This window comes from Luteimonas sp. MC1750 (assembly GCF_016615955.1).
In the GTDB taxonomy this organism is placed as follows: Bacteria; Pseudomonadota; Gammaproteobacteria; order Xanthomonadales; family Xanthomonadaceae; genus Luteimonas.
In genome coordinates, this window is record NZ_CP067113.1 from 1,810,979 (window position 1) to 1,823,040 (window position 12,062).

At 67.7% G+C, this 12,062-nt stretch carries 12 protein-coding genes and 1 tRNA gene; all 13 read right to left on the minus strand.

The features are described from left to right. Positions 1 to 4: 4 nt before the first annotated feature. The 13 genes from nuoL to JGR68_RS08435 all read right to left on the minus strand — a co-directional run bounded on the left by nuoL (position 5) and on the right by JGR68_RS08435 (position 12,030). A complete protein-coding gene (gene nuoL / locus JGR68_RS08375) occupies positions 5 to 2,128 on the minus strand; it encodes an NADH-quinone oxidoreductase subunit L (protein WP_199361892.1) in 2,124 nt (707 codons plus the stop codon). Between the two features lie 13 nt (positions 2,129 to 2,141). Further along, positions 2,142 to 2,465, minus strand: a complete 324-nt coding sequence (nuoK, locus tag JGR68_RS08380) for an NADH-quinone oxidoreductase subunit NuoK (protein ID WP_199361891.1) — start codon at positions 2,463 to 2,465, stop codon at positions 2,142 to 2,144. Next, a complete protein-coding gene (locus tag JGR68_RS08385; protein ID WP_199361890.1) occupies positions 2,465 to 3,118 on the minus strand; it encodes an NADH-quinone oxidoreductase subunit J in 654 nt (217 codons plus the stop codon). The genes nuoK and JGR68_RS08385 overlap by 1 nt, the downstream gene beginning before the upstream one ends. A 3-nt stretch (positions 3,119 to 3,121) precedes the next feature. After that, complete coding sequence (nuoI, locus tag JGR68_RS08390; RefSeq protein WP_199361889.1) at positions 3,122 to 3,610, minus strand: NADH-quinone oxidoreductase subunit NuoI; 489 nt, start codon at positions 3,608 to 3,610, stop codon at positions 3,122 to 3,124. Next, a complete protein-coding gene (nuoH, locus tag JGR68_RS08395) occupies positions 3,610 to 4,719 on the minus strand; it encodes an NADH-quinone oxidoreductase subunit NuoH (RefSeq protein WP_199361888.1) in 1,110 nt (369 codons plus the stop codon). Before nuoH ends, nuoI begins: the two co-directional genes overlap by 1 nt. Beyond that, positions 4,716 to 6,962 carry an NADH-quinone oxidoreductase subunit NuoG gene (nuoG, locus tag JGR68_RS08400; RefSeq protein WP_199361887.1) on the minus strand — a complete coding sequence of 749 codons (2,247 nt, stop codon included), beginning with the start codon at positions 6,960 to 6,962 and terminating at the stop codon, positions 4,716 to 4,718. Before nuoG ends, nuoH begins: the two co-directional genes overlap by 4 nt. Further along, positions 6,959 to 8,305 carry an NADH-quinone oxidoreductase subunit NuoF gene (nuoF, locus tag JGR68_RS08405; RefSeq protein WP_199361886.1) on the minus strand — a complete coding sequence of 449 codons (1,347 nt, stop codon included), beginning with the start codon at positions 8,303 to 8,305 and terminating at the stop codon, positions 6,959 to 6,961. Before nuoF ends, nuoG begins: the two co-directional genes overlap by 4 nt. 14 nt (positions 8,306 to 8,319) lie before the next feature. After that, complete coding sequence (nuoE, locus tag JGR68_RS08410; protein ID WP_199361885.1) at positions 8,320 to 8,847, minus strand: NADH-quinone oxidoreductase subunit NuoE; 528 nt, start codon at positions 8,845 to 8,847, stop codon at positions 8,320 to 8,322. Beyond that, positions 8,844 to 10,148, minus strand: coding sequence for an NADH-quinone oxidoreductase subunit D (locus JGR68_RS08415; RefSeq protein ID WP_199361884.1), 1,305 nt, complete (start codon positions 10,146 to 10,148; stop codon positions 8,844 to 8,846). Before JGR68_RS08415 ends, nuoE begins: the two co-directional genes overlap by 4 nt. Continuing rightward, positions 10,145 to 10,933, minus strand: coding sequence for an NADH-quinone oxidoreductase subunit C (locus JGR68_RS08420; protein WP_199361883.1), 789 nt, complete (start codon positions 10,931 to 10,933; stop codon positions 10,145 to 10,147). The genes JGR68_RS08415 and JGR68_RS08420 overlap by 4 nt, the downstream gene beginning before the upstream one ends. Then, the gene (locus JGR68_RS08425; protein WP_199361882.1) at positions 10,926 to 11,513 is read right to left on the minus strand and encodes an NADH-quinone oxidoreductase subunit B; all 588 of its coding nucleotides are present in this window, start codon (positions 11,511 to 11,513) and stop codon (positions 10,926 to 10,928) included. Before JGR68_RS08425 ends, JGR68_RS08420 begins: the two co-directional genes overlap by 8 nt. Beyond that, the gene (gene ndhC, locus JGR68_RS08430; RefSeq protein ID WP_199361881.1) at positions 11,504 to 11,860 is read right to left on the minus strand and encodes an NADH-quinone oxidoreductase subunit A; all 357 of its coding nucleotides are present in this window, start codon (positions 11,858 to 11,860) and stop codon (positions 11,504 to 11,506) included. Before ndhC ends, JGR68_RS08425 begins: the two co-directional genes overlap by 10 nt. Positions 11,861 to 11,945: 85 nt before the next feature. Next, a tRNA-Leu gene (locus JGR68_RS08435) sits at positions 11,946 to 12,030 on the minus strand. Positions 12,031 to 12,062 lie beyond the last annotated feature (32 nt).

Consider the following 12,062-nt stretch of genomic DNA (forward strand, 5'->3'; position numbering starts at 1 on the left):
TCCGTCAGGTCCAGAGGTAGATCAGCACGGCCAACAGCAGGATCAGGCCGACGATCATCGCGAATGCATAGTCATAGAGGCGGCCCGACTGCAGCCGGCGCGAGACGGCCGACACCAGTCCGACCAGTCGCGCGGTGCCGTTGACGATGACGCCATCGATCAGGCGGCCGTCGACCGCGCTGGACGCCTTTCCGAGCTGCAGGCTGCCGCCCGCCAAGCCGCCGATCCAGAGATCATCGGCCCAGTACTTCTTCTCGAGCACGTTGACCGGCAGCGCGAACATGCTGCGGGCCTTCGTCGCGAGCTCGGGACGCCACCAGTACATGACCGTGGCGAGTACGAAGCCGGCCAGCGTCAGCCAGAAGGCGGGCGTCAGGAAACCGTGCAGCGCGAACGCCACCGGTCCGTGCCACAGCTCGGACGCCACGCGCGCGAGGGTGTCGTTCTCCGGCAGCAGGTCGATCGCGCCGGTGAAGAACGGCATCACCTGCGCGCCGCCGCTCCAGCTGGTGCCGAACAGCATCGGGCCGGCGGTGAAGAAGCCGATCGCGATCGAGGGAATCGCCAGCAGCACCAGCGGCAGGGTCACCACCCAGGGCGACTCGTGCGGCTCGTGCACGCCGTGGTGGTGGTCGTGCGCGGAATGCCCGTGCGCGTCGAGCTGCGAGGGCTCGTGGCGGGTCTCTTCCCCATGCGTGCCGTGCGCCTCGGCGGGATGCGACTGCTCGACCTCGCGGAAGCGCTCGCGCCCGAAGAAGGTCATGTACAGCAGGCGGAAGCTGTAGAACGAGGTGACGAAGGCGCCGAGCAGGACCGCCCAGTAGCCATAGGTGCCGACCCAGCCCATCCCCTCGGCGCCGAACTTCGCCGCTTCGATGATGGTGTCCTTGGAGTAGAAGCCGCTGAAGAACGGCGTCGCGACCAGGGCCAGGGTGCCGATCAGCATGGTGGCGAAAGTGATCGGCATGTACCGGCGCAGGCCGCCCATGCGGCGCATGTCCTGCTCGTGGTGCATGGCGATGATCACCGAGCCGGCGCCGAGGAACAGCAGCGCCTTGAAGAAGGCATGGGTCATCAGGTGGAACACCGCCGCCGAGTACGCCGACACGCCCAGCGCCACGGTCATGTAGCCGAGCTGCGACAGCGTCGAATACGCGACCACGCGCTTGATGTCGTTCTGCACGATGCCGATCAGGCCGGTGAAGAAGGCCGTGGTCGCGCCGATGAAGAGGATGAACTGCAGCGCGGTCTGGCTGAGCTCGAACAGCGGCGACATGCGCGCCACCATGAAGATGCCGGCGGTGACCATGGTCGCGGCGTGGATCAGCGCCGAGATCGGGGTCGGGCCTTCCATCGAGTCCGGAAGCCACACATGCAGCGGAACCTGCGCCGACTTGCCCATGGCACCGACGAAGAGGCAGATGCAGATCAGGGTCGCCACCGACCAGGCATAGCCCGGGATGATCTCGATCACCTGGCCGCCGCCGATCGTCGGCCCGGCATTGGCGAAGACCGTGGCGTAGTCGAGCGTGCCGAACCAGTAGGCGACGCCGGCAATGCCCAGCAGCATGCCGAAGTCACCCACGCGGTTGACCAGGAAGGCCTTGAGGTTCGCGAACACCGCGGTCGGACGCTTGAACCAGAAGCCGATCAGCAGGTACGACACCACGCCCACCGCTTCCCAGCCGAAGAACAGCTGGAAGAAGTTGTTGGCCATCACCAGCGTCAGCATGGAGAAGGTGAACAGGCTGATATAGCTGAAGAAGCGCTGGTAGCCCGGGTCGTCGGCCATGTAGCCGATGGTGTAGATGTGGACCAGCAGCGACACGAAGGTCACCACCACCATCATCATCGCGGTCAGCCGGTCGACCATGAAGCCGACGTGGATCTCGTAGCCGGCGACCTGGAACCAGGTGTAGAGGTTCTCGTTGAACGGCGCGGCGCCCTGCCCGACCAGCTGCCAGAGCACCAAGCTCGACAGCGCGCAGCTGACCGCCACGCCCAGGATCGTGGCCGTCTGCGCACCGACGCGACCGACCTGGCGGCCGAACAGGCCGGCGATGATCGCGCCAAGGAGCGGCGCGATCACGATCGCGATCAGCACCGCCTTCGAGATGACAATTTCCATGCCAGGCATTCCGTCAGCCCTTCAGCGTGTCGAGTTCGGCGACGTTGATCGTGCGCCGGTTGCGGAACAGCGTGACCAGGATCGCCAGGCCGATCGCGGCCTCGGCCGCGGCCACGGTGAGGATGAAGAACACGAAGACCTGGCCGGCGGCGTCGCCGAACTCGCGCGAGAAGGCGATGAAATTGATGTTCACCGAGAGCAGCATCAGCTCGATGCACATCAGCAGGATGATCACGTTCTTCCGGTTGAGGAAGATTCCGGCGACGCTGATGCAGAACAGCGCGGTCGCCAGCGTCAGGTAGTGGCCAAGCGCGAGGCCCTGTCCGAGGAATTCCATCACTTGCCCTCCACGCCGGTGGCATCGGTGGCCGGCGCTGCGTCGTCGGCGACGTGCACCGATGCGGGCATGTCGACCATGCGCAGGCGGTCACCCGGACGCGTGCGGACCTGGTCGCCCGGGACCTGGTGCTTGGTGCCGGGACGGCGGCGCAGGGTGAGCGTCACCGCCGCGACCACCGCGACGGTGAGGATCACCGCGGCGACCTCGAACGGCAGCAGGAAGTCGGTGAACAGCCGGCGCGCGATCCACACCGTGTTCGACACCCCGGCGGCCTCGACCGCGTCGGGTGCGAACGGCGTGGCGACGAAGGCCATGATCCCGATCAGCGACAGCAGCTCGAGCAGCATCACCACCGCCACGACCAGTCCGACCGGCAGGTAGCGCACGTAGCCCTCGTTGATCGGCACCAGGTCGATGTCGAGCATCATCACCACGAACAGGAACAGGACCATCACCGCGCCGACGTAGACCAGCACCAGCGCGACCCCGAGGAATTCGGCGCCCGCGATGATCCAGGTGCAGGCCACGCTGAAGAAGGTCAGCACCAGGAACAGCGCCGAGTGCACCGGGTTGCGCGCGCCGATCACGCCGATGGCGCCGGCGATCGCGACCGCTGCGAATGCGAAGAATGCGAGCTGTACGAAGTCCATGGCTTACCTGTATGCGGCGTCGGCGGCGCGGCGTTCGGCGATCTCCGCCTCCAGGCGGTCGCCCAGGGCCAGCAGCTGCGGCTTGGTGACGATGTTCTCGCCGCGGTTCTCGAAGTGGTACTCGTGGATGTGGGTCTCGACGATCGAGTCCACCGGGCACGATTCCTCGCAGAAGCCGCAGAAGATGCACTTGAACAGGTCGATTTCGTAGCGCGTGGTGCGCCGCGTGTTGTCCTCGCGCTGTTCGGAGTCGATGGTGATCGCCAGCGCCGGGCAGACCGCCTCGCACAGCTTGCAGGCGATGCAGCGCTCTTCGCCGTTCGGGTAGCGACGCAGCGCATGCAGTCCCCGGAACCGCGGCGACTGCGGGATCTTCTCCATCGGGTACATCATCGTGTACTTCGGGCGCCACAGGTAGCTGACGGTCAGCGCCATGCCGCGGATCATCTCGATCAGCAGCAGGCTCCTGGCCCAGGAAACGAACTTGCCCATCAAGCACCTGCCTCGAAGACGCCGAAGTACGCCATCAGCGCCGTCACCGCGATCCACGCGATCGACAGCGGAATGAACACCTTCCAGCCCAGGCGCATGATCTGGTCGTAGCGGTAGCGCGGGAACGTCGCGCGGAACCAGACGAAGCAGCTGGCGAAGAAGAAGGCCTTGGCGAACAGCCACCACCAGCCGTCACCCAGGATGACCGAGAGCACCGGGATGTCCGGGATCCAGGCCACCGGGATCGGCGACAGCCAGCCACCCAGGAAGAAGATCGCGGTGAGGAAGCTCACCAGGATCATGTTGGCGTACTCGGCCAGGAAGAACAGCGCGAACACCGCGCCCGAGTACTCGACCATGTGGCCGGCGACGATCTCGCTCTCGCCCTCGACCACGTCGAAGGGCGAACGGTTGGTCTCGGCCACGCCCGACACGTAGTAGATGACGAACAGCGGCAGGAGCGGCACCCAGAACCATTCCAGGAAGCCGGCGTCGCCCGACTGCGCCATCACGATCTCGCTCAGGTTCAGGCTGCCGGAGGCGACCATGACGCCGACCAGGGCGAAGCCCATGGCGATCTCGTAGCTCACCACCTGGGCCGCCGAGCGCATGGCGCCGAGGAAGGCGTACTTGGAGTTGGAGGCCCAGCCCGCCAGGATCACGCCGTAGACCGCCAGCGAGGTCATCGCCAGCAGGTACAGCAGGCCGGCATTGGCGTTGGACAGCACCATGCGCGTGTCGAACGGCACCACCGCCCAGGCCGCGAGCGCGGGCGCCAGGGTGATGAGCGGCGCCAGGATGTACAGCACCTTGTGCGCGGCGCTCGGCCGGATGACTTCCTTGAACAGCAGCTTGAAGACGTCGGCGAAGGCCTGCAGCACGCCGAAGCCGACGTACATCGGCCCGTGGCGGACATGCATCCAGGCGATCAGCTTGCGCTCCCAGACCACGTAGAACGCCACGGCGATGATCACCGGCATCATGATCGCGAGGATCAGCAGCACCAGCCACAGGACGGTGCCGACCGGGCCGAGCGAATCCAGCCAGCTGCGCAGGGGTTCGAACCAGCCGAGCAGCACGCCGGCGGTGTTGTTCGTCGTCGTGCTCATGCGGCCTCCACCCGCACCGCGCCGGCGCCGAGCGCCGCGGTGGCGCCGTAACCGGACTCGACCAGGGCCGCACCGCGCGCGACGCGCTCGCTGGTGGCGACCGGCAGGGTCGCGGTACCGGCGCCGTTGGCGACGCGCGCCATCGCGCCGTCGCGCAGCCCGGCCGCGGATGCGTCATCGGGATTGAGGGTGATGCGTGCGCCCACGCTCAGCGGATGCGCCTGCAGCGCCGCCGCCCGGCGGGTCACGCCGTCGACGCGGTAGATCGCCTGCGCCACCGCGAGCTCGAGGCCGCCCTCGCCTGCCGCCGGCGCCGCGCCGCGCGCGACCTCGACCCGGCGCGGGGACACCAGCGCACGCGCGCCGGCGAAGTCGGTGAAGTCGAAGCCGTCCAGCTCCAGCAGGCCACCCAGCGCACGCAGCGCCTTCCAGCCCGGACGCGCCTCGCCCGGCAGCTTGCCGCCGGCGACGGTGCGCTGCTCGCGGCCATCGAGGTTGGTCAGGCTGGCATCGAGCTCCGGCAGCAGGCCGATCGGCAGGATCACGTCGGCGATGCGGCGCGTCGACTGGCAGGCGAAGTGGCTGAAGGCCACCACCTGCGCACCGCCCAGGGCCTGCATCGCCTTCGCCTGGTCGGCGAAGTCGAGGCCCGGCTCGATGCCGTAGATCACGTAGCCCGCGCGCGGCTGGGCCAGCATGCCGCCGGCATCGCGCGAAGCGGGAAGCACGCCCATGCGCGCCAGGCCGACCGCGTTGGCGCCCTGCGGGATGCGGCACAGCGCGGCGTTTACGCGACCGGCGAAGTCGGCGGCGGCGCGGCGGATGGCCGCGGCATGGATGCCGCATTCGGCCAGCGCGCCGACGATCACCACCGGTCGCACGGCGCCGTCGAGCGCGGACGCAAGCTCCGCCGAAGCCAGCGCGTCGGCGATCCGCGACGGTGCGACGATCGACGTGTGCGCGATGTCGAAGGTGAACTCGAAGTCCACCGGATTGACCACGTGCACCTTCGCGCCTGCGCGCCAGGCCTTGCGCACGCGCTGGTGCACCAGCGGCAGCTCGTGGCGCAGGTGGCTGCCGACGATGACGATGGCATCGGCCTTCTCGATGTCCTCGACCGGCATGCCGAAGGCTTCGGCCACGGCGCCGTCGGACAGGTCGTGCTGGGCGATGCGGTGGTCGAGGTTGCCGGTGCCAAGGGCTTCGGCGAGGCGTGCGATCAGCGCGCCCTCCTCGTTGGAGGTCGACGGATGCACCAGGACGCCGAGGTCGTCGGCGGCGTTGTCGCGCAGGATCTGCGCGGCGCGCGCCAGCGCCTCGTCCCAGCTGGCCTCGCGCCAGTCGCCCTCGTCGCCGTTCGAGGCGACGCGGACCATCGGCCGCGTGGCGCGGTCGTCGGCGTACAGGCCCTGGTGTGAATAGCGGTCGCGGTCGGACAGCCAGCACTCGTTCACGGCCTCGTTGTCACGGGGCACGGTGCGCATCACTTCGCCGCGGCGGGCGTGCAGGAACAGGTTGCTGCCCAGTGCGTCGTGGTAGCCCAGCGATTCCTTCGCGATCAGCTCCCAGGGGCGGGCGCGGAAGCGGAACACCTTGTTCGTCAGCGCGCCGACCGGGCAGACGTCGATCACGTTGCCGGACAGCTCGGTGGTCAGCGGCTTGCCGTCGTAGGTGCCGATCTGCAGGTTCTCGCCGCGCTGCATGCCGCCCAGCTCGTAGGTGCCGGCGATCTCCGCGGTGACGCGGACGCAGCGCGTGCAGTGGATGCAGCGCGTCATCTCGGTGGCGACCAGCGGACCGAGGTCCTCGTCGGCGACGGTGCGCTTGCGCTCGGCGAAGCGGCTCACCGACCGGCCGTAGCCGATCGACAGGTCCTGCAGCTCGCACTCGCCGCCCTGGTCGCAGACCGGGCAGTCGAGCGGGTGGTTGATCAGCAGGAACTCCATCACGTTGCGCTGCGACTTCAGCGCCTTCTCGCTGCGCGTCTGCACGCGCATGCCGTCCATCACCGGCGTGGCGCAGGCCGGCGCGGGCTTGCCCATCTTCTCGATGTCGACCAGGCACATGCGGCAGTTGGCCGCGATGGCGAGCTTGTCGTGGTAGCAGAAGCGCGGGATCGGGATGCCGGCCTTGTCGGCGGCCTGGATGATCATCGAGCCCTTGGGCGCGGCCATCTCCACGCCGTCGATGAAGACGGTGACGTGGTCGGGCGGCAGGTTCGGGTTCACCGGCTGCGCGCTCATGCCGCGGCCTCCGCGCGTGCGTCGACGATCGAACGCCCGTGCTCGATGTAGTACTCGAATTCGTGCCAGAAGTGGCGCAGGAAGCCCTGCACCGGCCAGGCCGCGGCCTCGCCGAAGGCGCAGATGGTGTGGCCCTCGATCTGGCCGGCGGACGCGCGCAGCATCTCGACGTCCTCCATGTTCGCCTTGCCTTCGACGATGCGGGTGAGCATGCGGTGCATCCAGCCGGTGCCCTCGCGGCACGGCGTGCACTGGCCGCAGGATTCCTGCCAGTAGAAGCGCGAGATGCGCTGGCAGGCGCGCACCATGCAGGTGCTGTCGTCCATCACGATCACCGCGCCGGAGCCCAGGCCGGAGCCGGCCTTCTGCAGCGCGTCGTAGTCCATCGTCAGGCCCATCATCGTCTCGCCCGGCAGCACCGGCATCGACGAGCCACCCGGGATGACGCCTTTCAGCGTACGTCCGGGACGCAGGCCGCCGGCCATTTCCAGCAGCTCGGAGAACGGGGTGCCGAGGCGGATCTCGTAGTTGCCCGGCTTCTGCACGTGGCCCGAGACCGAGAAGATCTTGCAGCCGCCGTTGTTCGGCTTGCCCAGCTGCGCGAACCACTCCGGACCGTTGCGGAGGATCGCCGGCACCGAGGCATAGGTCTCGGTGTTGTTGATCGTGGTCGGCTTGCCGAACAGGCCGAAATTGGCCGGGAACGGCGGCTTGTAGCGCGGCTGTCCCTTCTTGCCTTCCAGCGACTCCATCAGCGCGGTCTCTTCGCCGCAGATGTAGGCGCCGGCACCCAGCGCGTTGTGGATGTCGATGTCCACGCCGCTGCCGAGGATGTCACGGCCCAGCCAGCCGTTCGCATAGGCCTCGGCCAGCGCCTCCTCGATGTGCTCGAAGGGCTCGTGGTGGAACTCGCCGCGCATGTAGTTGTAGGCGACCGAGGAGCCGGTGGCGTAGCAGGCGATCGCCATGCCCTCGATCACCGAATGCGGGTTGTAGCGCAGGATGTCGCGGTCCTTGCAGGTGCCCGGCTCCGACTCGTCGGAGTTGCAGAGGATGTACTTCTGCACGTCGCCCTTGGGCATGAAGCTCCACTTCAGCCCGGTCGGGAAGCCAGCGCCGCCGCGGCCGCGCAGACCCGACTGCTTGACCATCTCGATGATGTCGGCCGGGGGGATCTTCTCGGCCAGCACCTTGCGCAGCGCCTGGTAGCCGCCGGTCTTGAGATAGTTCTCGTACGACCACGGCTTGTCGAAGTGCAGCGTGGTGTAGACGGCCTGGTGCTCCTTCGGCGCGGGGCCGACGGGGCCGTAGCCTTCGGAGACGTGGGTATTGTGATGCGCCATGCCTGCGTCCAGCCTCACTTCAGTCCGTCGAGGAGCGCGTCGACCTGGGTCGCGTCGAGCTTCTCGTGGTAATGGCCGTTGATCACGACCACCGGGGCGCCGCAGCACGCGGCCACGCACTCTTCCTCGCGCTTGAGGTAGACGCGGCCGTCGGCGGTCGATTCGCCCAGCTTGCAGCCGAGCTTCCTCTCGGCATGCGCGACCAGGTCTTCGGCACCGTTGAGCCAGCAGCTGATGTTGGTGCAGAAGGCGACGTTGTTGCGGCCGACCTCGCGGGTCTCGAACATCGAATAGAAGGTCGCGACCTCGTAGGCCCAGACCGGCGGGATGCCGAGGTACTTCGCGACCGCGGCGATCAGCTCGTCGGTCAGGAAGCCGCCGTTCTGCTGCTGGGTCGCGAACAGGCCCTGGATCACCGCCGAACGCTTGCGGTCGGGCGGGAACTTGGCCACCCAATGGTCGATATGCGCGCGCGTGTCGTCGCTGAGCACCGCCAGCGGATCGACGTTGCGGGCGTTCTCGAAGTTGCCGGTTGCTTTCATCGGTCCACTTCTCCGAACACGAGGTCATAGGTGCCGACCATCGCCACGACGTCGGACAGCATGTGCCCCTTCACCACCGTGTCCATCGAAGACAGGTGCGCGAAGCCGGGCGCGCGCAGGTGCACGCGGAAGGGCTTGTTGGCCCCGTCGGAGACCAAGTAGCAGCCGAACTCGCCCTTGGGCGCCTCGACGGCCTGGTAGGTCTCGCCCGCGGGCACGCAGTAGCCCTCGGAGAACAGCTTGAAGTGGTGGATCAGGGCTTCCATGTCGTCCTTCATCTCCTCGCGGGAGGGAGGCGCGACCTTGAAGTTGTCGACCATCACCAGGCCGGGGTTGGCACGCAGCCACGCCACGCACTGGGCGATGATCCGGTTGGATTCGCGCATCTCGGCCACGCGCACCAGGTAGCGGTCGTAGCAGTCGCCGTTGGTGCCAACCGGGATCCGGAAATCGACCTGGTCGTAGCGCGCATACGGCTGCTTCTTGCGCAGGTCCCACTCGATGCCCGAGCCGCGCAGCATCACGCCCGACATGCCCCAGGCCATCGCCTGCTCCGGCGGGATGACGCCCACGCCGACGGTGCGCTGCTTCCAGATGCGGTTCTCGGTGAGAAGCGTCTCGTACTCGTCGATGCGCGACGGGAAGTCCCGGGTGAAGGCGTCCAGGAAGTCGAGCATCGACCCTTCGCGCCATTCGTTGAAACGCTTGAGCTTGTTGCCCTTGCGCCACGGCGACTCGCGGTACTGCGGCATGCGCGCGGGCAGGTCGCGATAGACGCCACCGGGACGGTAGTAGGCTGCGTGCATGCGCGCGCCGCTGACCGCCTCGTAGACGTCCATCAGCTCCTCGCGCTCGCGGAACGAGTACAGCATCACCGCCATCGCGCCGAGGTCGAGGCCGTTGGAACCGATCCACATCAGGTGGTTCAGCACCCGCGTGATCTCGTCGAACATCGTGCGGATCCACTGCGCACGCTCCGGCGCCTCGATCCCCAGCAGGGTCTCGATGGCCAGGACGTAGGCGTGCTCGTTGCACATCATCGACACGTAGTCGAGGCGGTCCATGTAGCCGATCGACTGGTTGAACGGCTTGGACTCGGCCAGCTTCTCGGTGCCGCGGTGGAGCAGGCCCACGTGCGGGTCGGCACGCTGCACCACCTCGCCGTCCATCTCCAGGATCAGGCGCAGCACGCCGTGCGCGGCCGGATGCTGGGGACCGAAGTTCAGCGTGTAGTTGCGGATTTCCTGGCGGGCCTCGGCCGGGCTGCTGGCCAGCAGCTCGCTGGGGGGGCGGATGCTCACTTGGTGTCTCCTGCGGCGGCGTGGCCGCGCACCGTCCCGACCTTGAGGTCGCGGTCTTCGCCGGCCGTGGTCGCGTAGCGGGCATCGTCGCGGATCACGCGCGGCACCAGCACGCGCGGCTCCACCGAGGTCACCGGCTCGTACACCACGCGCTGCTTCTCCTGGTCGTAACGCACTTCGACGTTGCCGATCAGCGGGAAGTCCTTGCGGAACGGATGGCCGATGAAGCCGTAGTCGGTCAGCAGGCGGCGCAGGTCCGGATGCCCCGGGAACACGATGCCGAACAGGTCGAAGGCCTCGCGCTCGAACCAGTTCACGCCGGCCCAGACGTCGCACAGCGAATCCACTACCGGCAGCGCGTCGTCGGGCGCGAAGCAGGTCACGCGCAGGCGGCGGTTGTTGGCGATCGACAGCAGCTGCACCACCACCGAGAAGCGGTTCTCGGGCAGCGGGATCGCGCCCTCGCCGTCAGGCCGGTCGAGCTGCTGGGTGAAGGCCTCGCCATAGCGGAATCGGCCCGGACCACGACCCTCGACGCCACGGCTGAAGCCCTCGGACGAGGTGTTGGTGTCCCACTCGTCGGTGCCATAGCCAAGATGGTCGACGCCGCACAGGTCCACCAGGACCTCGAAGCCGAACTCGTCGCGCAGGGCCTCGCACGACGCGCGCCATTCCGACGCCGCCAGCACGATGCCGACCTCGCCACGCGGCAGCGTGACGTCGACGAAGGCCTGCGGGAAGCGCGCGCGCAGGCGCGCGGCGAACGCGGTCGCGGACTCAGACATTGCGCTGCCCCGTCTTCTCGTCGCCGAAGTTGCTCGAGCGGCGGATCTTGCGCTGCAGCTGCAGGATGCCGTGCACCAGCGCCTCGGCCGTCGGCGGGCAGCCCGGCACGTAGATGTCGACCGGCACCACGCGGTCGCAGCCGCGCACCACCGCATACGAATAGTGGTAGTAGCCGCCGCCGTTCGCGCAGCTGCCCATCGAGATGACCCACTTCGGGTTGGGCATCTGGTCGTAGACGCGGCGCAGCGCCGGCGCCATCTTGTTGACCAGGGTGCCGGCCACGATCATCACGTCGGACTGGCGCGGCGATGGACGGAACACCACGCCGTAGCGGTCGAGATCCATGCGCGCGGCACCCGCGTGCATCATCTCCACCGCGCAGCAGGCCAGGCCGAAGGTCACCGGCCACATCGAACCCGTGCGTGCCCAGTTGAGCAGGATGTCCGAGCTCGTGGTGACGAAACCCTGCTCCAGCAGGGGGTTGTCGCCCTCCGGCCGCAGGATGTCGTCGACGCGGCCCTCGGGCAGCGGATTGCTCGCGGCATCCGCAAGGCTGCGCGCAGCCTGGATCACTCCCATTCGAGCGCTCCCTTCTTCCACACGTAGATGAAACCGATCAGCAGCATGCCGACGAAGATGCCCATCTCGATCAGGCCGAGCACGCCGAGCTCACGGAACACGGTCGCCCAGGGCACGATGAAGATGATTTCCAGGTCGAAGACGATGAACTGGATCGCGATCAGGTAGTAGCGGATGTCGAACTGCATCCGCGAGTCCTCGAACGCGGGGAAGCCGCATTCGAAGGCGGTGTACTTGTCGGCGAACTCGAACTTCGGTCCGAGCGCATTGCCGACGAGGATCAGGGCGACGCCGATTCCAGTGGCGACGAAAAGAAACAACAGGGTCGGCAGGTATTCGGCCAGCACGGTGTTCTCTCGGCTACGGGCCGCGCGGCGGCCCTTTGCTTGCTGGTGTCGGGCGGGACCGTGACCGGTCCCGCCGACGCTTGTATGGTGCCCAAGGGGGGACTCGAACCCCCACGACCTAAGCCGCTACCACCTCAAGGTAGTGCGTCTACCAATTCCGCCACCTGGGCAAGTTTTTCTGTCTCATCCCGCATGGCTGCGG